The sequence below is a fragment of the Acinetobacter sp. UBA3106 genome (genome assembly GCA_002365595.1).
Lineage (GTDB): Bacteria > Pseudomonadota > Gammaproteobacteria > Pseudomonadales > Moraxellaceae > Acinetobacter.
The window spans coordinates 92,199-117,227 of sequence record DFAM01000009.1; the positions used below are offsets into that span (position 1 = coordinate 92,199).

Consider the following 25,029-nt stretch of genomic DNA (forward strand, 5'->3'; position numbering starts at 1 on the left):
GCATAAAATAAAAATACCGCCTGAACATGCAGACGGTATTTTGGTCAATCCCTTACTTGCCGGGATAGACCGTAGCGATCAGATTATCCACCACCTGCGGGTCGGCCAAGGTGGAGGTATCTCCCAAGGTATCCAGTTCATTGGCGGCAATTTTTCTTAAAATACGGCGCATGATTTTACCGGAACGGGTTTTCGGTAAAGCAGGTGCCCAATGCAAGGCATCCGGTGTAGCCACGGGGCCTAATACCTTACGCACCCAGTTGATCAGTTCCTTACGCAGCTCTTCGGATTCTTCAAAATCGGCCTGCAAGGTGACAAATGCACAAATACCCTGACCTTTAATGTCATGCGGCATACCGACCACCGCGGCCTCAGCAACATGCTCATGCGCCACCAAAGCACTTTCCACTTCTGCGGTGCCTAAACGGTGTCCGGAAACATTCAGCACATCATCGACACGACCGGTAATCCAGTAATAGCCATCCTTATCACGGCGCGCACCATCTCCGGTGAAATAGCTTCCCGGATAAGTCGAGAAATAGGCTTCGATAAAACGTTCAGGATCACCCCAAATCGTACGCATCTGTCCCGGCCAGGAGTCCTTGATGATCAGGTTGCCTTCCGCTTCACCTTGCAGCTCTTTGCCTTCTGCATCGACAATGGCGGGCTGAATACCAAACAATGGTCGGGTCGCAGAACCCGGTTTTAAGTCTGTTGCACCCGGCAAAGGTGAAATCAGGATGCCGCCAGTTTCGGTTTGCCACCAGGTATCGATAATTGGACAGCGGCTTTCTCCAACGACGGTGTAATACCAGTTCCAGGCTTCCGGGTTGATGGGTTCGCCCACCGAACCAATTAAACGCAAGCTGCTGCGGTCACTTTCACGGACAAAGGCATCGCCTTCACGCATCATGGCACGAATCGCCGTCGGCGCAGTATAGAGGATGGTGACATTGTGCTTATCGACAATATGACCAGTACGCGCCCAGGTCGGATATTGCGGCACACCTTCAAACATCACTGTGGTCGTGCCGTTAGACAATGGCCCATACAGCACGTAGGAGTGCCCAGTAATCCAGCCCACGTCCGCGGTACACCAGAACACATCATCCTGTTTGATATCGAACACTTCTCGGAACGTGGAGTTCACATAAGTGAGGTAGCCACCCGTAGTATGCAGTACCCCTTTCGGTTTACCTGTAGACCCAGAGGTATACAGAATAAATAGCGGATCTTCGGCATTCATCGGTTCAGGCGGGCAGATTTCATTCACTGACATGATTTCCATGTGATACCACAGGTCACGCCCTTCCTTCATCTCAATCGGATTGCCGGTACGGTGTACCACCATCACATGTTGAACGGATTCGGTTCCCTGTACTTGCAGGGCTGCGTCGACATTTTCTTTCAGTGGAATCGGCTTGCCACCGCGCATGCCAGAGTCAGCGGTAATCACCATTTTGGCCTGGCTGTCTTCAATCCGGCTGGCCAGTGAATCGGGAGAGAAACCGCCAAACACCACACAATGCACTGCACCAATCCGCGCACAAGCCAGCATGGAAATGGCTGCTTCGGAAATCATCGGCATATACAACACCACACGGTCGCCTTTGCTCACGCCATGTTTTTTCAGCACATTGGCAAAACGGCAAGTTTCATCATGCAGTTCTTTAAAGGAAATAATTTTATGCCGTGAAGGATGGTCACCTTCCCAGATAATCGCCGGTTTATGCGGATGCTCTTTTAAATGCCGGTCCAGACAGTTGGCACTCAGGTTCAGCTGACCATCGGCGAACCATTCAATCTTGAAATTGTCCTTGTCGAAACTGGTATTTTTGACTTGGGTAAAAGGTTTAATCCAGTCCAGCTTTTTGGCCTGTTCAGCCCAATACTCGTCAGGCTGATTGATGGATTGCTGATAACGCTCGAAATATTCGGACTCATTGGTGCGAGCGGTTTTCTTAAATTCTTCTGGTACAGGATAGATCTCATTCATAGCTACTTCCTTGATCTTATTCATCTCATCACGAGATGCTATGCCGCGTTATTGCTTTTATTGACTGCATATCCACAGTATGACGATTATTTTTTAATCACAACAATCATGCTTTGGTCGTATTTTCTTTATACAATTTAAAACACAGACCCCTTGTCGTATTCAACAAAAAATATGGTTTTATTCGTATCTGATCTGTTCATTTAATCTTATAATTTAAGCATAAAATGTACTTTTAACTTTTCAAAATACAATATTTTCTTATCTAAATTTTAGCCGGAACAGCGTATGAAACCGCAAGACTCCTCTCCCTTCTTTTCCCGCACCCAAGCGTCCAAGGCCGATAATCCTCTGTCTCCAGACGGTCGTTTTGGCCGGTTAAGTTCAATTGGCTGGTATGGGTTTGTGCATTTAATTGCTTTCTTTGCCAGCATTGCCTTTAGTCTGACCATAGGCATTTTTAACCTGCATACACTGTCTATGGACAATCAGTTTGTGAACACATTGACCGGGATTGCAGGACTCGGCTTTGTGGTCATTCTGGTGCTGTATCTGTATTTTTTGATGGTGATTACCGTTCGCCGCCTGCATGACCTGAACCGTAGCGGCTGGCTGATCCTGCTATTTCTGCTGCCACTGATGAATATTTTTATGGGTCTGTATTTACTTCTGGGCTCGGGTACCCCAGGCATAAATAACTACGGATTGCCACGTGAAACACCAGTCTGGGAAAAAATATTGGCCTGGTTCATGATCATTATCACGGTACTGAGTTTTCTGGCTTCAAGCAGCATCATTTCGTATATGTTTGGCGCAGGTGAACTGGAAGTCCCGCCACAAGTGATTCAAAAAGGCACGCAATATTTTTAGAATAGACTGACATTTTTTGACAAAACAGCAGGGAATGCTACGTTTTGTTGGTTAAATTTCTGTTCAGTTTCAGGCAAAATGTCCAGCATTGATGATTATCCGGAAAATCTGTGGCTGAACAAAAAAACACCTTGAGTGAAGTAACTCAAGACACTTCCAACCTTTTGCATGAAGCAGGTGAAAAAACTGCACAAACCGTGCTTCAACACACCGCAAAATATAATGATGCCTATTCCACCATCGATAAATTCGTCGATGCATTCTGGGAACGCTTGCCTTATATCTGTATTGCACTGGTGGTGTTCAGCATTTTTTATTTGCTGTCAAAACTGTTTAAATTTTTTGTCCGTAAAGCCCTCACTGACCGCAGTTATACCAAACAAAACCTGGTACTGGTGCTAAACCGGGTCGGCAGTTCTGCCATTATTTTCTTTGGCTTCTTGATTGCGATGGTGATTTCCATTCCAGGATTCACCCCAGGTCAGCTAATGAGTGCCTTGGGGATTGGTTCGGTTGCAATCGGTTTTGCATTTAAGGATATTTTCCAGAACCTGCTTTCCGGTATTTTAATTTTACTGGGCGAGCCGTTCAAAATTGGTGATGACATTATCGTGTCTGGCATGGAAGGAACGGTGGAAGATATTCAGATTCGTGCGACTTTCTTGCGTTCACCCGATGGCCGCCGTATCGTGATTCCCAACGCCACGGTATATACCAGTGCGGTAACTGTTAATACTGCCTATCCGCGCCGCCGTTGCCAGTTTATGGTGGGGATTGGTTATGAAGATGATGTGCAAAAAGCCAAAAATATCATCATGACAATTCTGGACAAGGATCAGTCTATTCTCAGTCAGCCGGCCTTTAGTGTAAATGTGACCCAACTTGCTGACTTCTCGATTAATCTGACTGTGACCTGGTGGGTGGATACCCAGGCAACCTCTATCGGCAATTCAATCAGTGCGGTTCAAGAACATGTGATCCAGGCTTTTGCTGAACACAATATTTCGATTCCTTATCCGGTTCAGGAAGTGAAAGTCTACCGCGGGAATGAAGGCACTGAAGTAGCTGAATCAGCACGTGCTAAATAATCGGCCCAAAAGATAAGGAATTACGGTTTCGGTTCGAATAATACGGTTGCCTAGGCTTAACGCCTGGCAGCCGTTTTTTATCAGCAAATCGACTTCATACGGTATAAAACCGCCCTCTGGACCAATCACGATGGTGCAGGGATGATCGATGGCAAAAGGCATGACCATCTCGGCGTAAGGATGAGCCACATAGGCAGGACGTTCCGTGCTGATTAGATTTGGCAGCACATCTTCGACAAAAGGTTTAAAACGTTTATAGATTTCAATTTGCGGGGCGATGGTATCCCCGGCTTGTTCCAGACCTAGTGTTATATAGTGATCGAGCTGCTGTAAAAAGGGCGTTTGCCAGTAACTCTTATCTACGCGATAGCTATGCAGCAAAATAATTTTTTCCACCCCTAAAGTCACGCTATCCATAATCAGACGACGGAGTACTTTGGGACGTGGCATGGCAACAATCAAAGTCACAGGAAGTTTTTCTGGCACACTTTCCTCTTTGAGCGGCTTTAATTTTATCGCCTGTTCAGTGACTTCGACAATTTCGGTGAGATAACGCTTACCCTCACGAATACCGACTTTTAAGGTATCTCCGACTTGAACAGCAACATGAGTGCGTAAATGCTCAAGCTGACGTTTGCTGGTAATTGACCAGTATTCAGATTCAGTTTGGCGTGGGTCAAGGAGGACAATATTCATAAGCTATAAATTTCAACTATTAAAAGCAAGACGCCTGCACAGCCACATATCATTTCATGACTTTATTTTACTTTGCGTAGGCATATTCCTACTTTTGATAGAGCAAAAGTAGGCAAAACTCTTTGTTAGGCTAATGGTAAGTCCCTTTACCATAGCCTAACGGCGGCATCCCTGCCGCCTCCGCGAAATAAGTTTCAGCGTAACGATACACAACATAGGACTATTTAAAGATACTGATCAATCACCGCAATATGCTTTGCTAAAGAGCCCTTGTTCTGCAACATAATTTTCTGTGCATGCTGGTTCAGCTGTTCTGCAGCGCTATGATCATTTAACAGCGCCATCAAAACCTTGGCTGCCTGCTCTGCATCTTCCACGACTTTCACTCCCTGGATTGCAACAAATTCATCGACAATGGTCTGGAAGTTAAAATAATTTTTACCCAAAACTGTCGCTACATTTAAGGCAATCGGCTCCAGAATATTATGTCCACCACCCGGCTCATTCAGCGAACCGCCAACAAAACAAACCTGACTGAGTGCATACCACAGCCACATTTCCCCCATTGAATCGGCCAAATACACCTGCGTATCAGTTTCGATTTTTTGCCCCAGACTACGACGCTGGGTTGAGAGGTTCAGATTTTGTGTGGCTTGAAAAACTTCATCAAAACGTTCCGGATGGCGGGGCACCACAATGATAAGCAGTTCTGGATGTTGCGCCAGATAAGGCTTTAGAGCTGTTAACAGTTTTTGTTCTTCAGGGGCATGAGTACTGGCGAGGGTGATGATTTTACGTGCCGATAAATGCCAGTCCTGCTGCAATTGCTGCGCTTGTTGAATAAAGCTGTCCGGTGCATGAATATCAAATTTAATACTGCCCAGTACCTGACTCTTATTCGTTTCCATGCCCAAATTACGGTAACGCTCTAAAGTTGCCTGGTCTTGAGCCAGCAAGCGATTCAGCCCATTCAGCATGCCTTGGGTCAGTCCTTGAACCTTACTATAGCCTTTGGCCGATTTTTCCGAAAGTCGGGCATTAATCAGTAAACATGGCACCTTAAATTGCTGCGCCTGATCGATTAAATTCGGCCAGATTTCAGTTTCCACCAAAGCCAATGCTTTGGGCTGATATTTTTGATAAAAAGCCTGCACCAAATGTTTCTGATCGGCAGGCAAATACACCGCCTGAAACAAATGTTCATACGGTGCTTTTAAAAACAGGGATTTGGCCCGAGCCTGGCCGGTTTTGGTGGTATTGGTGACCAGTACCGGATGACCAAGTTTGAGATAATGTTCAATTAAAGGTTGGGCTGCGTTGGTTTCTCCAACCGACACCACATGAAACCACAGCGCATGCAGGTTTTTCGGCGGTTGAAATGGACCAAAGCGCTCAAGACATTCTTGTTGCAATTGCTCCGTATTCAGCGCACGTTTTTTAATCTGCCATTTATACAATGGTTTAACCATTGTAAGTGCCGCGTTATACCAAAAAGGAGTAGCCAAACAAGTTGCCTCAAATCATGTTCAATCGGCAAAATATAACAGAGCAGCCTTCATATGTTAATGAATTCTGCTCTGTGGCATGATTTATTCTGCCTTGCGGAGGATAAAGTTTAGCTTTCGGCTAATTGCTTATTTAAAAATGGATAGTCGATATAACCTGCTGCCACATCGGTTCCAATCATGTTTTCCAGCTTCAATTCATTCAGCGGCTCATCGTCCACTAAACGCTCAAACAGGTCTGGATTGGCAATATAAGCCTTACCAAAAGAAACGGCTTCCGCTTTACCTGAGTTTAATAATTCAAGTGCATCTTCACGGCTTAAACGCATATTGGCAATATACGGCACACCGTTAGAACGTGCTTTCATGTCCAGACTGATGCTGTCTTCGGCCAGATATTCACGGGTAAAGAAGAAGGCAATTTTACGCTGACCCAATTGTTCCAGCACATAACCAAAGGTTGCTTGAGGATTGACATCCCCCATATCGTGTTCATCGCCACGCGGCGCCAGATGCACCCCGACACGGCCTGCGCCCCACACTTCAATTAGTGCATCTACAACTTCCAATAAGAAACGGGCACGGTTTTCAACTGAACCGCCGTATTCATCTTCACGCAGGTTGGTTTTGCTTTGCAGGAACTGGTCAATCAGATAACCGTTAGCTGCGTGCAGTTCAACACCATCGAAACCGGCCGCTTTGGCTTTAATTGCGGCTTGTTTATATTGTTCGGTAATGGCATGAATTTCAGAAATTTCTAATGGACGTGGCACCACATATTCACGTTTTGGACGTAGCAGGCTGACATAACCGGCTTGCTGCACATTACTTGCAGAAACTGGGGTTTCGCCATTTAACAGATCAGGATGCGAAACACGACCGACATGCCACAATTGCGCCACGATCAAACCATCTTTGGCATGCACAGCATCAGTGACCTGCTTCCAGCCTTCTACTTGTGCTTCAGTAAATAGACCTGGTGTTTTTTCATAACCATTGGCTTCTTCTGAAATCACCGTCGCTTCAGAAATGATTAAACCTGCGCTGGCACGCTGGGCATAATATTCCGCCATCATAGCAGTCGGAACACGGTCTGCTGTAGCACGGCTACGCGTCAAGGGTGCCATCACCACACGGTTTTTAAGTTTGAGTTCACCAAATTGAATTGGGGTAGAAAAATCTGTCATCAAGCCATCCTCTTACAACTGGCCTGGACTGAATAAAGTCTAAAGCGCATGCTGTAAATGTTGTAAAAATTCCTGAATCAGTGCTTCATTACGAGAAAAATAAGACCATTGCCCATATTTGGTCACCTGAATCAGTCCTGCCTGTTGCAGTACCGACAAATGATTGGACATGGTTGATTGGGAAATATCGGCGATTTTTTCGATATGCCCCGCACATACGCCACGACTAAAATCATCTCCACATTCTTCAGTGGAAATGAAACGCTCAGGTTCTTTTAGACATTGCAGAATCTGACGTCGAATCGGGTTGGCTAAGGCTTTATAAATCGCTTCTGTGTCCATCTCATTTCACTCATGTTCATGATCAGCACCTTCACAAAAATCATTATATCGAATTTACACGATATTAATATCGAAAATTATCGATATTATAAGTCATTTTGTAAGTTGCTGTAATTTTATTCAAATTCAGATCATTCTAGCATTGTCTGATCAAGCTGGTTATATTCCTGCTGATCAGCAAATTTTAACGTTAAAAAAAAGAGGACCAGCCTCTTTTTTTTTCAAAACACTAAACTTACAGGCCCTGTTTCAAGCTGGCTTCAATAAATTTATCCAGATCACCATCGAGGACTGCACCGGTATTCGAGGTTTCCACACTGGTACGCAAGTCTTTAATACGCGAGTCATCCAGTACGTATGAACGAATCTGGCTGCCCCAGCCGATATCAGATTTGGTATCTTCCAGCGCCTGGGCCGCTTCATTCCGTTTGCTCATCTCTAATTCATAGAGTTTGGCACGTAACTGTTTCCAGGCATGGTCACGGTTGGCATGTTGTGAACGCTGGTTCTGACAAGCCACCACAATACCGGTGGGTGCGTGGGTTAAACGTACCGCAGAGTCGGTTTTGTTAATGTGCTGACCACCGGCACCCGATGCACGATAGGTATCGGTACGCACGTCTGCCGGGTTAATATCAATTTCAATATTGTCATCCACTTCTGGCGATACAAACACGGCAGAGAATGAAGTATGACGACGGTTACCCGAGTCAAAAGGTGACTTACGCACTAAACGGTGTACACCAGATTCGGTACGCAACCAGCCATAGGCATACTCGCCTTCTACACGAATAGTCGCCGATTTAATTCCGGCCACATCACCGTCAGATTCTTCCATCACTTCGGCTTTAAAGCCATGACGTTCAATCCAGCGCAAGTACATACGCAGCAGCATAGAAGCCCAGTCCTGCGCTTCTGTACCGCCAGAACCGGCCTGAATCTCCACATAACATGGGTTCGGATCCATCGGATTGCTGAACATGCGGCGGAACTCAAGTTTTGCCAGTTCTGCTTCTGCGACATCAAGCTCAGCTTGAACATCCTCAAGCATTGCTTCTTCGTCCGCTTCTACAGCCAGGTCAAGCATGGCTTGGGCATCTTCCAGCTGAGTGGCTAAACCATCAAGTACATTCAGTACATTCTCAAGCTCGCCTTTTTCTTTGGCCATGGCCTGGGCACGACTTTGGTCATTCCAGATCGCCGGGTCTTCCAGTTCACGCAGGACCTCTTCTAAACGCTCTTTTTTCAGATCGTAGTCAAAGATACCCCCGTAATGTTAGACCACGGTCGTTTAAGTCTTTTAATTGGTTTAGATAAGGATTAATTTCCACGTGAATTACTCTCAATCAGAATACTAGGCTTAAATAGCCCGCAATTATAACACAGAGCATGGATGCAGTTTTAGCGTGCATTAATTCAATAACAATTGAGCAAATAGTGAATAAAAAAGGCTGTTCAAAAACACTTACTTTGTAGGGCATTTTTAAGATTTAAATCATTTTTATGTTACAAAATACTTAGTTTTTTAGATTGAACTCGTCTAAATCCATAAAACCTCCATAATTTTAATAAAACAAAACATTTAAATAATAATTTAAATTTCAATAACTTATATTATAAAAATTACATAATATTACGTTGGCAACATTTCTGTAACTCTGAATGGATTGACCTAGGTTTGTTTTGGTCTAGACTAAAAGTTGTAACAAAAAATGTATTATTTTTAACCAAAATTTGAGGGGTAGTATCCATGAAAAAATTAGCCATTGCTTCAGCACTTCTTTCTGCTCTAGCAGTTACAGGTACAGCCAATGCCTACCAAGCCGAAGTCGGTGCAGCAGCAGCTTATATTGACCCAGACAATGGTAGTTCAGGGAGTGCTTTCGGTGTAGATGGTACTTATTACTTTAACCCCGTTCAAACTCGTAATGCGCCACTTGCAGAAGCAGCATTCCTTGACCGTGCCAGCAACGTGAATGCACACGCAACATTTGCTGACCGTGGTGACTTAGACGACAACACTTATGGTGTAGGTGCTGAAGTCTATGTTCCAAACTCAGATTTCTATCTGGGTGGTGATATTAGCCGAAATGAAACTGAAGTGAACACACCGCTAGGTAAATTTGATACTGACACGACCTATTATTCGGCTGAAGTCGGTTACCTTCCAGCACCTGGCCTGTTAATTGCCGCTGGTGTAAAAGGTTGGGACAACGAGAATGATGATGGTGTAGATCCTACACTTCGTGCCAAATACGTAACTCAACTTAGTAATGGTAAAGACATCAACCTTGAAGCTGGTGCATCATTTGGTGATCTAGACGAGTTCAATCTTGCCGCAGATTACTTCATTGATAAAACCGTAAGTGTTGGTGCAGACTACTACAGCAACGACTTAACTGACCAAAATGAATTTGGCATTAATGCACGTAAATTCTTTAACCAGCAAGTTAGCCTTGAAGGCCGAGTTGGTTTCGGTGAAGTAGGTAATAACGACTACAACTCATTCGGTGTAGCTGCTAAATACCGCTTCTAAGCACCTCTTAAATAATTTTTATGAAATGGCCCATCTTCGGATGGGTCATTTTTTTTGCTCTGAAATAAAGCATTTAGATAAAAAATGCACATTGACTGTGCGGCTATTTAATATACAATTTGTTACAACTATAAGATAAAACCATATTGAATCACTTTAATAACAACGGGGAACCTTAAATGCTTAAAAAAATTGCGCTTGCTACAGCACTTATTGCCAGCTTAGGAACTGTTCATGCCTATCAGGCTGAAGTGGGAGGTACCATTGCTCTTGTGGATCCAGACAATGGGGATACTTCGACCGGTTTTGGAATTGATGCAACTTACTACTTTGACTCAGTGCGCCTTAAAAATGATCCTTACAGTGAAGCCGCATTTTTAAACCGTGCCAGTAATCTGAATGCAGCCTTTTCTTATATTGATTATGATCTGTATGAGAATACGACCTTCAATGCCGGTATTGAATACTTTGTTCCCAATTCCGATTTCTATATCAGCGGAAATCTGGGTCAAGTGAGTGAAGAAACTGAAGGCTTTGAGGATTTTGATACCACGCTTTATGCAGCAGAATTAGGTTATTTACCTATCCCCGGCTTATTGCTTGCTGTGGGTCTTGCCGGCTATGACAATGATAGAGATGATGGAGTCGACCCAACTTTACGGGCCAAATATATGACTCGCGTCGGTCAGTACGATATGAATTTTGAAGCGGGCGCGAATTTTGGCGATCTTGATGCCTATACTTTAGGCACCGACTTATATCTGGATAATACCTTTAGCGCAGGTCTTGGTTTTGCCGACAGTGATGTAAGAAATAGCGACGTATTTACCATTCGTGCAAAAAAATTCCTGAATCAACAAGTCAGCCTGGAAGGTTCGATCAACTTTGCTGATGCAGGCAATATCTTTGCGCTACGTGGGGCATATCGTTTCTAAGCTTTAAGATTAAAAACAAAAACCGCTCAATTGAGCGGTTTCTTTATTGTTCCAGATGAATCACACGCAGCTGTAAACTGACATTGCCATTAAATTCATTTTTATCTATTTCATAGACCAGTCTTACACTGTCTTGCATGGCATTGAATTCAAATTTATCACGTGCATTAAAGGCAATTGCTTCTACAATTTGGCCATTATCCAAAGCCAGACGCAGCTTTAAATGTATTTCTTTTAGCCAGCGATAATCTAGAATCTTAAAGACCCCTTCAAAAATCGGCGATGGAAATTTTTGTCCCCAAGGCGTTAAGTTTTGCAGAAAATCTACGGTTTCAATTTGGAAATGTTCTGTCGGTAATTCACCATCCGTCCACAAAGTGGCATAAAACAGTGATTCGTCCATCGCTGCGATTAATTTTTCAAATTCTTGTTTAAATTCATCAAAATGCTGTTTTTGAATAGTCAAACCCGCAGCTGCCGCGTGACCGCCAAAATGGCTGACCAAATGCGGATGCTGTTCAGCAATCAGCTCAATCGCATCACGTATATGCACCCCTTCGATCGAGCGCGCAGAGCCTTTAATATGAATGCCATCTTCATCGGAGGCAAAAACAATACTTGGACGATGAAACTGTTCTTTTAAACGACCGGCCACAATCCCAATCACGCCCTGATGCCAATGCGGTTCAAACAGAATCAGTGCAGCAGGCAGATGCTCTTGGTCCAGCTCGAGCTGGGCCAGTTCAGACAAAGCCTCTTGCTTCATCTGGGTTTCGACCTGACGGCGCTCAGTGTTCAACTGATTTAATTGTTGTGCCAGTGGATAAGCGCTTTGCAAATCTGCAGCCAGCAGACACTCAATGCCTATATCCATGGTTTCCATGCGCCCCGCTGCATTGATACGCGGACCAAGTACAAAGCCTAAATCCTGAGCTTTTAAGGAGGCTGGATCGCGTCCGGCAATATCCAGTAATGCACTAATCCCGGCGCGGCACTGCCCTTGCCGTATGCGCTTTACCCCGGCATCGACCAAAATGCGGTTGTTATAGTCCAGACTGGCCACATCGGCATAGGTACCTAAAGCCACCAGATCGAGATACTGGGCCACTTTGGCAGTGGACTTGCCGAGTTGACTGCGATAACTGGACAAATTGGCAAGCAGGTAAAATGCCACGCCAACTCCAGCCAAAGCCTTGCTTGGAAATTCACAGCCCAACTGGTTCGGATTGACCACAGCTTCGGCTTTCGGGGTTTCTTTGGTGGTCAGGTGATGATCGGTAATAATCACCTCCATGCCATGTGCTTGCGCCTGCTCCACCCCTGTATGGCTGGAAATACCATTATCGACAGTAATCAGCAAATCGGGCTGGAAAGTGGTGAATGCCAAATCGGCAATCGCCGGTGTTAAACCATAACCATATTTAAAGCGGTCAGGCACCAGATAGGCGACATTGGCTCCCATATCCCGCAGCGCTAGAATCATCAACGCGGTGCTGGTGGCACCATCGGCATCATAATCGCCTACAATCACGATTTTCTTTTGCTGGTCAATCGCGTGGTCCATCAACTGAATGGCAGCATCCAAACCCTTCATGGTCGGCGCTAAAAGATGCTTCAATTTCAATTCTAATTCTTGTTCTGATTGCACACCGCGGCGCGCTAAAATTTGCGCAATAAACGGCGACACGCCCTGAAAGTTTTCAGGGCGTGTAATAAACGGTCGTTGCTGAATCAGTGTTTTTGGCATTAAGGCATGAGTCGTTGTAATTTCCAGGTACTTCCGATTCTTTCATAACTCAAGCGGTCATGTAAACGGTTAGGACGACCTTGCCAAAATTCATAATAATCTGGTTGTAGGCGATAGCCGCCCCAGAATTCAGGTTTTGCCAATTCAGCTTTGTCGCTCACCAAGTCCTGCAACGCCTGAAAACGGGTTTGCAATTCCTCACGACTGGCAATCACGCCACTTTGTGGCGTACTGATATGCGCTGCAATCTGACTGTCTCGTGGGCGTTTATGATAATACTCGGTCGATTCTTCTAAAGAGATTTTCTCAACGCGGCCACCGACACGAATCTGACGCTCTTGCTCGGGCCAATAAAACAGCAATTCGGCATAGGGATTTTCTGCCAAATCCAGGCCTTTCTGGCTGTCATAATTGGTATAAAAATCATAACCCGCTTCAGTCGCGCCGCGTAATAATACGGTACGTACATGTGGACGGCCTTGTGTATTGGCAGTTGCCAATGACATGGCGTAGGGCTCATGCAGTTTTGCATCTAAAGCGTGGTTAAACCAATTCAAGAATTGCTCATGTGGATGTTCAGCCAGATGAGTTTCATGCAATTCCCCTTTTTGGTAACTTAAGCGAAGTTCGCTTAAGTCTTTAATCACATCCTTCATATTGTTACCTTAAGCTGCGTTAGCACGTACACTATCTGCAAGATGATTAGCCAAATCAGTCACTTCCTGAAGATTATCGCCTTCGACCATTACTCGAATGACCGGTTCCGTGCCCGATTTACGAATCAATAAACGGCCACGACCTTTCAACTGGGTTTCGGCCTGATCAAATTCAGCCACCAATGCAGGTACTGAATACGGGTCAAACATTTCCGCCAGACGAACATTCACCAAGACATTAGGCAATAAGCTAAAACCTTCAACCAGTTCATGCAGGGCTTTTTGCTGCTCCACCATCACAGTCAATACCTGCAAGGCAGCAATAATGGCATCACCTGTCGTGCTTTTATCTAAGGTCAAAATATGCCCTGATGGTTCACCACCAATGACCCAACCTTTTTCGTCTAAGGCCTGTAACACATAACGGTCGCCTACGCTGGCACGTATAAATGGAACTTGGGCTTTTTCTAAAGCCAGTTCAAGTGCCATATTGCTCATGACCGTACCAACAATGCCCGCCGGCTTGTGCTTGCCCTGAGTCGCCAAAATGTAAAGGATATGGTCACCGGTAATTTGCTCACCGTTTTTATCCACCATAATCACGCGGTCTGCGTCGCCGTCAAAGGCAATACCCAAATCTGCCTGATGTTCAACCACGGCTTTTTGCAGGTTTTCCGGATGGGTTGAACCACAGTCTTGATTGATATTTAAGCCATCTGGTTCATTATAAAGTGCCACAACTTTGGCACCCAGTTCTTTAAATACTGATGGTCCCACGTTATAGGCAGCGCCGTTGGCACAGTCCACCACAATTTTTAAGTTACTCAAGTCAAAATGGTACGGAAAAGTGGATTTACAGAATTCAATATAACGACCATTGGCATCTTTCACCCGCACACTTTTGCCCAAGTTGGCGGTATCTTCAATTTTTAACTCTTTTTCCAGTTCCTGGTTAATCGCTTCCTGAATCTCGTCTGGAAGTTTTTTACCTTCGCTTGAGAAGAACTTAATCCCATTATCAAAATAAGGATTGTGCGAAGCTGAAATCACAATACCTAAACTGGCATGTAAAGCACGGGTTAAATGGGCAATCGCAGGCGTCGGTAAAGGACCAAGCAGATGCACATATACACCCGCCGCATTTAAACCGGCTTGTAATGCAGATTCTAAAATATAGCCCGATAAGCGGGTATCTTTACCCAAAACAACAATGGGTTTAGATTTTTTAGTGGATTGTTTTAAAACTTTACCGGCAGCAAAACCCAACCTCAAGGCAAATTCAGGTGTAATTGGAAGCTCCCCAAACTTTCCACGAATACCATCTGTTCCAAAATAACTCATTTTCTACTCGCTTTTTATACATTTATAGGGAGATTGATCATCCCATTTTACGGTAAATACTTTACACCAAAATCAAAAAAGCCGTCATATAAATGACGGCTTTTCCTGAATTTGATTACTAAAAATCAACCAACACGGTAGTTCGGTGCTTCTTTGGTAATCGTCACATCATGTACGTGTGATTCAGACATACCTGCAGCTGTGATTTTCACAAATTTCGCATTCTGGCGAAGATCGTCCACAGTTGCAGAACCGGTATAACCCATAGAAGAACGCAAGCCGCCCATCATTTGATGCACGATATTGCCCATAGGACCTTTATACGGTACGCGACCTTCAATACCTTCAGGAACTAACTTCTCAGCACCGGCTTTAGAGTCCTGGAAATAACGGTCGGCAGAACCTGTTGCACCGGCCATTGCACCCAATGAACCCATACCACGGTAAGCTTTGTAGTAACGACCCTGGAAGAATTCCACTTCGCCCGGTGCTTCTTCAGTACCAGCCATCAGTGAACCGACCATAATCGTGCTTGCACCTGCACCAATCGCTTTGGCCATATCACCAGAGAAGCGAATACCACCGTCAGCAATTAAAGGAATTTGCTCTTTCAATGCATTAGCAACGCTATCGATTGCAGAGATTTGCGGCATACCAATACCAGCAACAATACGCGTGGTACAGATCGAACCAGGACCGATACCCACTTTAACCGCATCTGCACCTGCATCAAGAAGTGCAAGAGCCGCGTCACCAGTGGCAATGTTACCGCCAATCACCTGAACTTGCGGATAGTTGGCTTTGACCCAACGTACGCGTTCAATTACCCCAGCAGAGTGACCATGAGCTGTATCGACCACAATGGCATCCACACCCGCTTCAACCAGTGCTTCAACACGGCTTGGTGTTTCTGCACCGGTACCGACTGCCGCACCAACACGTAGACGACCTAAGTCATCTTTACAGCTGTTTGGATAAAGTTCCGCCTTACGGAAATCAGTGACAGTAATCAAACCTTTCAGTTCGTTGTTATCACCCACCACCAGTACTTTTTCAATACGATTTTTTTGCAGCAGCGCCTGGATATTTTCTTTTGATTCGTTTTCGCGAACAGTCACCAGACGGTCTTGACCTGTCATGATATTGCTAACAGGTTGTTCCAGATTGGTTTCGAAACGTGTATCACGACCTGTCACAATACCCACAACCTTGCCATCTTTAACAACCGGCACGCCGCTGATGTTATTGGCTTGAGTGATTGCAATCAGTTCACGAACGGTAGTTTCTGGAGTCACGGTAATCGGATCTTTCACCATACCGGCTTCAAATTTTTTCACACGGCGTACTTCTGCAGCTTGCGCAGCAATATCCATGTTTTTGTGCAAGATACCAATACCGCCATTTTGCGCCATTGCAATCGCCATACGGGATTCAGTCACCGTATCCATAGCTGCTGACACAAGAGGAATATTCAGGTTAATGCCACGAGTTAGGCGTGTCTTTAAGGAGACATCTTTTGGGAGAACAGTTGAGTAGGCAGGGAGTAATAAGACATCATCGAAGGTTAGCGCTTCTTGAACGATGGTCAACATAACAGTCTCACTGGTAATTTCCGTGCGCTATTATAAACAAATCTAGCCCTAAATTTCATTGCAATTCAAAAATTATTTTTATCTCGGGTAATTGACGCACAAAATGCGAAGAAAAACTGCCCTCATCCAATGGATCAATCCTCATATCTTAGCTCTATTAACCCTTAAGAATGGCTGGCTGGAATTCCCTCTCTCTGCATCAAACTGCTAAAACGATGCAGTATCTTCACTGTTATTAAATAACCTATAGAAGATAGATATTGCATTTAAAAAGCTATAAAGAATAAAAAAGCAGAGTCTTCACTCTGCTTGAACTTAAATCCCGGGCTTACTTGTTAAACAACCTGATCAAAATCTGCATCGTTGGTCGACTCGAAAGATTCAAGCGGCACAAAAGGGATCATGTTATGCGCCCGTCTTGCCTTATTGCATTGCTCATCGGCAATTTGGACTTCTTTACACGAGGAACTGCGTGCCTCATACATGCCGCAGCTCACCTGCTTGCCTATTTCACCTGTCAGGGCAATACAGCGTGGATTTTTTTGATTGGTTCCCGCCATACACGAATACACTGCTGTTACAGGTTCGGTATAGTGTTCAAGCATGGCAAGCCCTTCTGCCCAATAAAATGAAACGCGAAAATAGGCGCAGCACGCGCCACAACTTAGACAGGCATCCTGCGTGAGTACTTGAGACAACATTCTTATAAATTCTCGTCATCTAAACTATTTTTAGTGCGAAAATCTTAAAAAATGTTGTTGTTTAACTCAAGCTTTTTTTCATGCATCTGACGGTCATTATTCAGGACAGGTAAATACGGTTTCATCCATTAAATCGACGCCGCATTCCAAGGTTTCAATCCAGTCCAAGAATTGATTTACCTGTTCTTTTCCAATGAAAGGCGTACCGTGCTGTGGCACGATCATTTCCACATCCATGCTACGAATCATATTCACCCAAAGACGAATCACCTTATTGGAACACATATAACGTTGATGGAAGCTTTTCATCTTTGGAATATGCGCGGCAAAATTTTCCAGCGGTTTAGCTGCATCTTCCACCATAGACGCGCCCATATCGCCGGAAAACAGAATTTTGGCAATCGGGTCATAAAACTGGAAATTACCGACTGAATGCAGGAAATGTGCCGGAACAGCGACAATGGTTGCATGACCTAATGGAATGACCTGACCATGATCTGGAAGTTCAATCAAACGGTCGAGCCAGTTGCCCTTCATCCGGTCGCTCATGAAGGCCGAGTTCAAGTGCGGTAAGAAACGTGCCCAGAGTTTAGACGCCACCACTTTGGCCTCGGTATAGACCAGCCAGCGCGGCATAGAAGTAATAATGTCAGGGTCTTGATGGGATGCCATGACATAATCAAGGTTGGTCAAGCGGGTATATTTATTCAGTTCCATGGTGAGTGGAACATAGGTCAAGTCACCCCCTGGATCCAGCACTGCGGCACGTTCATTATCTAGTATTAGAAACTGATTGGCTTGTACCCCTTCACCTTTGACCAGACTGGTAAAACTAATACATTTATGCGTGCCATTATCAAACAACACCTGTGATGTCGTGCGGTCAAATGCCATAACCTGTTCCCCAAAAAAATCGTGATAAAAGTGCATTTTTAATGCCATACAACTTATAGGGTATTGTGTGAATTTACAACCAATATGTATGAAAATATTGTTATATTTATCAGTAAATTGTGATTCATTTAAAATAAAAAATCCCGACTAAAATGCCAGGATTTTTTTAACACTATTCAAGTTTAGAAGAAATAATGTTGTATCAAAGTTGCAACACCAATAATCAAGAAGATGCTGGCACCAATTTTATGAATCAGTGGAATTGGCAATTTATCAGCCAGCTTATTCCCCACAAATACCGCCGGTGCATTGGCAATCATCATCCCAATGGTGGTCCCTAGCATCACCCAGAACACACTGTCAAAACGTGCAGCCAGAGCAACGGTCGCCACCTGGGTTTTATCGCCTATTTCCGCCAGGAAGAACAGTACAAAAGTCGCCCCAAACACGCCATATTTTTGCCATTTATTAATATTATCGGTTTCATCTTCAAGCTCGTCTGGAACCAGCATCCAGAGTGCCATGGCAATAAAGCCAACCGATACAATCCATAGCAACACATCTGGATTGAGGACCGTAGTAATCCACTGACCAAGCACAGCCGATATACCGTGGTTCAATAAGGTTGCCAGTAAAATGGCAAGTAGAATAGGAACAGGTTTTCTAAAACGGGCAGCCAGTAACAAGGCTAATAACTGAGTTTTATCCCCCATTTCTGCAAGGGCAACAATAGCGGTTGAAATAAGCAGTTCATACATGTGGTCTTTCTCTGGCTAGCAAAATTTGCCGATGACTTATCGCTCCTGCTAGCCAAAAATCTGCAGAGTGATAAATCAAAGGTCTTGCCAACAAAAAAAGCTTTGAGAAAAGCTGAATTGGTTCTTTGCTATGATGACCATGTTCTGCGGAACAATTATGTTGACCATCACCTTTTTACATTGCGTAAAAAGCGGCTACTCCCCAATGAAGTGGGTTGATTTTAATCGCAAAGCAATTTTTTATCAAATTATTTTAAGCTCAGCCTTTTAAAACAGCGCATTAAAAAAAATAAAGGCTCATACTTAAAACGCAAGACGACTCAACTTTTTGAATGGTCCGTGCCCATAAAAAAACCCTGCCGAAGCAGGGTTTATCTTATTCGCACTTTATAAACTGATTAGAGCAATAAGCTACGAATATCAGCTAACAATTTGGTCAGTTTATTGGTAAAGCGGGCTGCATCTGCACCATTAATCACGCGATGGTCATAAGACAAAGATAGAGGCAACATAAGCTTAGGATCAAAGCCTGTGCCGTTCCAAACCGGTTGCATGGTTGCAGGTGAAATCCCCAAAATCGCAACTTGAGGCCAGTTTACCAATGGGGTAAATGCTGTACCGCCAATTGAACCCAGGCTGGTAATGGTGAAGTTCGCACCTTGCAAGTCTTTCGGTGACAATTTCTTGTCACGTGCTTTCTTGCTCAGTTCACCCAGTTCAACTGCAATTTGCTTGATTGATTTCTGATCTGGATTACGCAGTACCGGTACTGTCAAACCATCCGGTGTTGCCACGGCAATCCCCATATGGATTTCATTACGCAGCAGTACCGATTTTTGATCATCCGCCAAATGGCCTGCAAAATAAGGCTCTTCTTTCAACAGATGAGCCACTGCCTTGGCAATGAAAGCCAGAATCGTCAGACTAATACCGTCCTGTTTAAACTTGGCTTTGAGATCACCGCGCCAAGCTTCAAGTTCGGTAATATCGGCCAGGTCAAACTGAGTCACCTGTGGAATGTAGTTATTCAACGACAACTGCGGTACAGAAACCTGTTGCAAGCGTGTCATTGCTTTTTCTTCAACCCCACCAAATGCAGAGAAGTCTGGCAGTTTTGGCAGATCTGCCACCTGAACCGCCGCAGCAGCTACAGGAGCAGCTTGAGGCGCGGTGAGGCGTGTTTTCACGTAAGCAAAAACATCTTCCTTCATCAAACGCGTATGTGGACCTGATGCTTGCACTTCAGCCAATACCACACCCAACTCACGAGCAAGCTTACGTACCGCAGGACCTGCATATACTTTGGCATTGGCAGCATTCTGCTCTTTGCTCAGCTTATCAGCCGATTGGACCGGTGCCTGTTCTACAGGTGCTGAGGTAGGTGCTGCTGGCGCTGGTTTTGTAGTGGTTTCTGCTTTAACCGCAGGTGCAGATTCAGCTTTAGCCGCCGGAGTTGAAGCCGCTTTAACTTGACCTGCTGCTTCAATAGTCACCAAGGCAATCCCTTGAGAGACATTCTGGCCCACTTCAACATGAATGGCTTTAATCACCCCTGCTGATGGGCTTGGCACTTCAACGGTGGCTTTATCTGACTCAACCACAATAATGCTTTGATCAGCTTCAACCGTGTCGCCGACTTGAACCAGAATTTCCGCTACTGCAGCTTTGTCCACACCCAAGTCGGGTACAGCAACTTCGATTTCACCTGCAGGCGCCGCAGCCGCTTGTGGTGCTGACCCGGCTTTGGCTTCAGGTGCAACCTGAACAGCTTCTGGCTTTGCAGCTTCAGCTTGAGTGGCAGGTGCTGATCCAGCAGTTTTCACTTTAAGAATCAGCACGCCTTCTTTGACCGAGTCGCCTTCCTTAATTTCGATAGATTCAACCGTGCCTGAAACCGTGCTCGGCACTTCGACAGTCGCCTTGTCAGATTCCACCACCACGAGGCTTTGATCTACTTCAATCTGATCACCGACCTGAACCAGAATCTCACCGACCAGTGCTTTTTCTACCCCAATGTCCGGCAGTTTCACCTCGACAATGCTTGAGGTGGCAGCTGCTTGAGCAGGCTGTTCAACCGCATGAGTCGCCTTTGGCTGATGTGAAGACAATTCCTGCATAATTTCCTGGTCAGGTAAAGAAGTCGGGGTATTTTCCGAAGTCTTTTGTGAAGCATCTGCTTCTTGGGCTTCAACTACACCTGTTGAACCGTCTTCAGCTTCCAGTTCAATCAGCACTGAACCTTCTGACACCACATCGCCTGCTGCAACCGTAATACTTTTTACGATTCCTGCTGAAGTGCTGGGCACTTCAACAGAGGCTTTATCCGATTCAAGTAAGACCAGGCTGTCATCAATCTCAACACTCTCGCCCACTTTGACCAAAATTTCTGCAACAGTGGCTTGATCAACTCCAATATCAGGTGTTTTGATTTGCATGCTTAGTTCTCCTCACCTGATTGTTCTTTATAGTCGGCAACTGCTTGAACCTCTGGATGTGCTTGAGGTGCCCAAGCGACAGGACGATCAGTATCTAGCTCAAAGCTTGAAATCGCGTCTTTGACTAAACGTGCATCCACTTCGCCTTCATCGGCCAGTTTCTTCAAGGTTGCCACGACAATGTGCGCTGCATCTACACCGAAGTAACTACGCAAATTGCCACGTGTATCTGAACGACCATAGCCATCAGTACCTAAGGCTACGAATGGACGGTTGTCCGGAAGATAGGCACGAATCTGTTCACTGTATGCACGCATATGATCGGTTGCAGAAACCACAATACCGTCAGTTTCACGCAATTGTTGAGATACCCAAGATTCCTTCGCTTCTTCGGTCAATGGATGCAGGCGGTTGTATTCTTCACATGCCATACCATCACGTGCCAACTCGTTGAAGCTGGTCACGCTCCATACATTCGCGTGAATCTGGTATTCATCACGCAAGATTTTCGCCGCTTTAATCACTTCACGAAGAATCACGCCTGAACCCATCAGTTGAACAGTGGCTTTATCATCCTGTTCAAGCAGATACATACCGCGCTTGATGCCTTCTTCCACGCCTTGTGGCATTTCAGGATGCTCATAATTTTCGTTCATTACCGTCAGATAATAGAACACGCGTTCCTGATTGACATACATGCGTTGCAAGCCATCATGGACGATCACCGCAAGTTCATAACCGAAACATGGATCATAAGAGACACAGTTTGGAATGGTGTTGGCAAGGATGTGCGAATGACCGTCCTGATGCTGCAAACCCTCACCGTTCAATGTGGTACGGCCTGCAGTTGCACCGAGCAAGAAACCTTGTGCCTGCGCATCACCCGCGGCCCATGCAATGTCACCAATACGCTGGAAACCGAACATTGAGTAGTACATGTACATTGGAATCATTGGCAGGTTATTGGTTGAATAACTGGTCGCCAAGGCTGCCCATGCACTCATCGCACCGGCTTCGTTAATCCCTTCCTGCAACATGTGACCATCTTTAGCTTCACGATAGTTCATCAGCTGTTCTTGGTCTTCAGGAGTATATTTCTGGCCATGTGCAGCATAAATACCCAACTGACGGAACATGCCTTCTAAACCAAAGGTACGTGCTTCATCCGGTACGATCGGAACCACGCGGTCTTTAATTGCTTTTTCTTTCAGCAACGCTGAAATTAAGCGGACCATGACCATAGTAGTCGATTGTTGTTTGCCATTTGAGCCTTTTAATACAGCATCAAACACTGAAAGTTCTGGAATTGCCAAAACTTCACTTTCTTTACGACGTGCAGGCAGATAACCACCCAATGCTTCACGACGCGCCTTCATGTATTTAATTTCAGGCGAGTTTTCACTTGGACGGTAGAATGGCACTTCCTCAAGCTGCTCATCGGTAAATGGCAGGTTGAAACGGTTACGTACATACTTGAGTGATTCAAGCTGCATTTTCTTGATTTGGTGGGTTTTATTCACCGCTTCAATTTCTTCAGACAGACCATAACCTTTAACTGTTTTCGCTAAAATTACGGTTGGCTGACCTGTCGATTTCATCGCTTCAGCATAGGCAGCATAAACTTTGTATGGATCGTGACCACCGCGGTTCAGATTATCAATATCTTCATCGCTTAAACCTTTAACAAGTTCTTCAGCTTCTGGGTATTTACCAAAAAAGTGTGCACGCGTATATGCACCGCCTTTTACTTGGTAACGTTGATAATCACCATCCACCGCTTCTTCCATCACGGCTTTTAATGCGCCTGATTCATCTTTGGCCAGTAATGGATCCCAATGACGACCCCATACGACTTTAATCACGCGCCAGCCGGCACCACGGAATAAAGATTCAAGTTCCTGAATGATTTTACCGTTACCACGTACCGGACCATCCAGACGTTGTAAGTTACAGTTCACCACCCATATCAGGTTATCCAGCTTTTCACGGCCAGCAAGTGAAATCGCACCTGTACTTTCTGGCTCATCCATCTCACCATCGCCGAGGTAAGCCCAGACTTTACGGTCTTCTTCTTTAATCAGGCTGCGGTTCATCAGGTATTTTTGAATATGCGCCTGATAAATCGACATGATCGGACCCAGACCCATCGATACGGTCGGGAATTGCCAATAATCCGGCATCAAGTACGGATGCGGGTAACTTGGCAAACCATTACCACCTACTTCACGGCGGAAATTATTCAGTTGCTCTTCAGTCAAACGACCTTCCAGGAATGAACGTGCATAAATACCAGGGGCACAATGTCCTTGGTAATAAATCATGTCGCCACCAAAGTGATCGCTATTAGCACGGAAGAAGTGGTTAAAACCAACATCATATAGGGTTGCAGAAGATGCAAAACTTGCCAAGTGGCCACCCAGATCGTCACCGGTTTTATTGGCACGTAATACCATCGCCAAAGCATTCCAGCGAATCAGTGCACGGATACGGCGTTCCATATCTTGGTCACCTGGCATCGCCGGTGTTTCATCCACTGAAATGGTATTGAGATAAGGAGTATTTAAACGCTGAATAGGAACATGCTTGGCAATCGCGCGCTGATAGAGCTTTTCTAATAAAAAGGCAGCTCGCTCCGTACCCATGTGCTGCAAAACCGAGTCAAACGCGTCTTGCCATTCTTGGGTTTCTTGCGCATCGGTATCACCATAAAACGCCATATTTCACCTATTCCTTGAGCTTATTTATAGTCTCTATATGTACCATACTTTAGGAGCCATCAGTTATTGCTACAGCTGAATACGGAATACCACTATTATTTAGATAATAAATACTCGTTGACTAATACTTACACAATAAAACAAAAAACCGCCAATAAAGGCGGTTTTTTATACAATAAGTATTCTGGGGAATGATAGTATTATATGTGAAATCTATAAAGATATAGGTTTCCATTCTTTAACGAAATCAACACAGACTATTTTAAGGCGTATGGCAACATTGCTAGATAAGTTGAAGGATTTTTGCGTTGTCCGTCTTTAACCACTTCATAATGTAGGTGTGGACCAGTACAACGACCTGTACAACCGACATTGGCAATATGTTCACCGGCATCGACGCGATCGCCAACACGAGCAATCAAACGGGACGCATGTGCGTAACGGGTTAAATAACCATTACCGTGATTAATTTCCACGTATTGACCATAACCTGTACCCCAACCTGATTTGGTGACTACACCCGGGCCAGTTGCATAAATAGGTGTACCACTTGGTGCAGATAAGTCTAAACCAGAATGGTTTTCAGCACGACCGCCCATAGTACGGCCACCATAGTTTGAGCTTACACGTTTCATCTCTGGAAGAGGATGAGACACCAACCAAGAGTAGGCATTGCCAGAATAAGTTTTTGAGCTTGCTGAACCGTATTTTTTTGCTAAAGATTCGTTGTTTAATTCAGTGGTTTTTTTACGTAATTGAACGTTCATTCGGGTTTCAGCAGGAATATCAATATCATTTGATTCTGCATAAGACCCTTGAGCTAAAGTACGGGTTAATTGTTCAATGCGATCTACCGATGCATTGTTAGAGTTAGGATTTAATTCGACTAAATCTGCAAAAGCTACAGATGCGGCAGAAGCTGCCAATGAAAACGCTAATAAAATACGTCGCGTGTGCATAAAAACCTCTTTTGACTGTTCTTAATCAATGTCCTTGCGTGATCTCTTCCTTGATATCTACTAAAAGAAGTGCG

The 25,029-nt window shown here is 44.8% G+C and carries 20 protein-coding genes and 1 riboswitch; of the genes, 4 read left to right on the forward strand and 16 right to left on the reverse strand.

The features are described from left to right. Window positions 1-52 precede the first annotated feature (52 nt). Window positions 53-1,996 carry an acetate--CoA ligase gene (gene acs, locus B4C48_RS03100; RefSeq protein ID WP_291354153.1) on the reverse strand — a complete coding sequence of 648 codons (1,944 nt, stop codon included), beginning with the start codon at window positions 1,994-1,996 and terminating at the stop codon, window positions 53-55. 288 nt (window positions 1,997-2,284) lie between these two features. On the opposite strand from acs, the gene B4C48_RS03105 reads away from it, so the two are divergent. After that, window positions 2,285-2,866, forward strand: a complete 582-nt coding sequence (locus B4C48_RS03105; protein ID WP_291354154.1) for a DUF805 domain-containing protein — start codon at window positions 2,285-2,287, stop codon at window positions 2,864-2,866. 110 nt (window positions 2,867-2,976) lie between these two features. Continuing rightward, entirely contained in the window at window positions 2,977-3,954 is a 978-nt protein-coding gene (locus B4C48_RS03110) for a mechanosensitive ion channel family protein (RefSeq protein ID WP_291354155.1), read from the forward strand. Here the strand turns inward: B4C48_RS03110 and B4C48_RS03115 are convergent. The 5 genes from B4C48_RS03115 to prfB form a co-directional block, all read right to left on the reverse strand. After that, window positions 3,937-4,650 (reverse strand): 16S rRNA (uracil(1498)-N(3))-methyltransferase, encoded by a 714-nt coding sequence (locus tag B4C48_RS03115; protein WP_291354156.1) that lies wholly within the window; start codon window positions 4,648-4,650, stop codon window positions 3,937-3,939. The two genes, B4C48_RS03110 and B4C48_RS03115, sit on opposite strands and share 18 nt — an antisense overlap. A gap of 224 nt (window positions 4,651-4,874) precedes the next feature. Beyond that, a complete protein-coding gene (locus tag B4C48_RS03120; RefSeq protein WP_291354157.1) occupies window positions 4,875-6,155 on the reverse strand; it encodes a 3-deoxy-D-manno-octulosonic acid transferase in 1,281 nt (426 codons plus the stop codon). Window positions 6,156-6,265: 110 nt separating this feature from the next. Next, window positions 6,266-7,342 (reverse strand): alkene reductase, encoded by a 1,077-nt coding sequence (locus B4C48_RS03125; RefSeq protein ID WP_291354158.1) that lies wholly within the window; start codon window positions 7,340-7,342, stop codon window positions 6,266-6,268. 39 nt (window positions 7,343-7,381) lie between these two features. Beyond that, window positions 7,382-7,684: an ArsR/SmtB family transcription factor gene (locus tag B4C48_RS03130; RefSeq protein WP_291354159.1), complete on the reverse strand. Its 303-nt coding sequence runs from the start codon at window positions 7,682-7,684 to the stop codon at window positions 7,382-7,384. Window positions 7,685-7,919: 235 nt separating this feature from the next. Then, window positions 7,920-9,015 (reverse strand): peptide chain release factor 2 gene (gene prfB / locus B4C48_RS03135; RefSeq protein ID WP_143222687.1). Its coding sequence is split into 2 segments (ribosomal slippage): window positions 7,920-8,942 and window positions 8,944-9,015, totalling 1,095 coding nucleotides; the frame shifts between segments, so codons are not numbered across the junction. A 419-nt stretch (window positions 9,016-9,434) separates the two neighbouring features. On the opposite strand from prfB, the gene B4C48_RS03140 reads away from it, so the two are divergent. Continuing rightward, entirely contained in the window at window positions 9,435-10,220 is a 786-nt protein-coding gene (locus B4C48_RS03140; protein ID WP_291354160.1) for a putative porin, read from the forward strand. A 179-nt stretch (window positions 10,221-10,399) separates the two neighbouring features. Next, window positions 10,400-11,155: a putative porin gene (locus tag B4C48_RS03145; RefSeq protein ID WP_291354161.1), complete on the forward strand. Its 756-nt coding sequence runs from the start codon at window positions 10,400-10,402 to the stop codon at window positions 11,153-11,155. 43 nt (window positions 11,156-11,198) lie between these two features. Here B4C48_RS03145 and recJ read toward each other — a convergent pair whose 3' ends face one another. From recJ to B4C48_RS03195, 10 genes are all read right to left on the reverse strand, one after another. Then, window positions 11,199-12,902, reverse strand: coding sequence for a single-stranded-DNA-specific exonuclease RecJ (recJ, locus tag B4C48_RS03150; protein WP_291354162.1), 1,704 nt, complete (start codon window positions 12,900-12,902; stop codon window positions 11,199-11,201). After that, complete coding sequence (gene pdxH, locus B4C48_RS03155; RefSeq protein WP_291354163.1) at window positions 12,902-13,558, reverse strand: pyridoxamine 5'-phosphate oxidase; 657 nt, start codon at window positions 13,556-13,558, stop codon at window positions 12,902-12,904. Before pdxH ends, recJ begins: the two co-directional genes overlap by 1 nt. A 9-nt stretch (window positions 13,559-13,567) precedes the next feature. Further along, window positions 13,568-14,899: a phosphoglucosamine mutase gene (gene glmM, locus B4C48_RS03160; protein WP_291354164.1), complete on the reverse strand. Its 1,332-nt coding sequence runs from the start codon at window positions 14,897-14,899 to the stop codon at window positions 13,568-13,570. Window positions 14,900-15,024: 125 nt separating this feature from the next. Next, window positions 15,025-16,491, reverse strand: a complete 1,467-nt coding sequence (guaB, locus tag B4C48_RS03165; protein WP_291354165.1) for an IMP dehydrogenase — start codon at window positions 16,489-16,491, stop codon at window positions 15,025-15,027. Between the two features lie 335 nt (window positions 16,492-16,826). Then, window positions 16,827-17,192, reverse strand: coding sequence for a YkgJ family cysteine cluster protein (locus tag B4C48_RS03170; protein ID WP_291354166.1), 366 nt, complete (start codon window positions 17,190-17,192; stop codon window positions 16,827-16,829). Window positions 17,193-17,288: 96 nt separating this feature from the next. After that, the gene (locus tag B4C48_RS03175) at window positions 17,289-18,086 is read right to left on the reverse strand and encodes an MBL fold metallo-hydrolase (RefSeq protein WP_291354167.1); all 798 of its coding nucleotides are present in this window, start codon (window positions 18,084-18,086) and stop codon (window positions 17,289-17,291) included. A 182-nt stretch (window positions 18,087-18,268) separates the two neighbouring features. After that, entirely contained in the window at window positions 18,269-18,844 is a 576-nt protein-coding gene (locus B4C48_RS03180) for a TMEM165/GDT1 family protein (protein ID WP_291354168.1), read from the reverse strand. Window positions 18,845-18,917: 73 nt separating this feature from the next. Then, window positions 18,918-19,060: riboswitch (yybP-ykoY riboswitch) on the reverse strand. Between the two features lie 182 nt (window positions 19,061-19,242). Next, the gene (locus tag B4C48_RS03185) at window positions 19,243-21,279 is read right to left on the reverse strand and encodes a 2-oxo acid dehydrogenase subunit E2 (RefSeq protein WP_291354169.1); all 2,037 of its coding nucleotides are present in this window, start codon (window positions 21,277-21,279) and stop codon (window positions 19,243-19,245) included. 2 nt (window positions 21,280-21,281) lie between these two features. After that, a complete protein-coding gene (gene aceE, locus B4C48_RS03190) occupies window positions 21,282-23,996 on the reverse strand; it encodes a pyruvate dehydrogenase (acetyl-transferring), homodimeric type (protein WP_291354170.1) in 2,715 nt (904 codons plus the stop codon). Between the two features lie 257 nt (window positions 23,997-24,253). Then, window positions 24,254-24,955, reverse strand: a complete 702-nt coding sequence (locus tag B4C48_RS03195) for a M23 family metallopeptidase (protein WP_291354171.1) — start codon at window positions 24,953-24,955, stop codon at window positions 24,254-24,256. Window positions 24,956-25,029 lie beyond the last annotated feature (74 nt).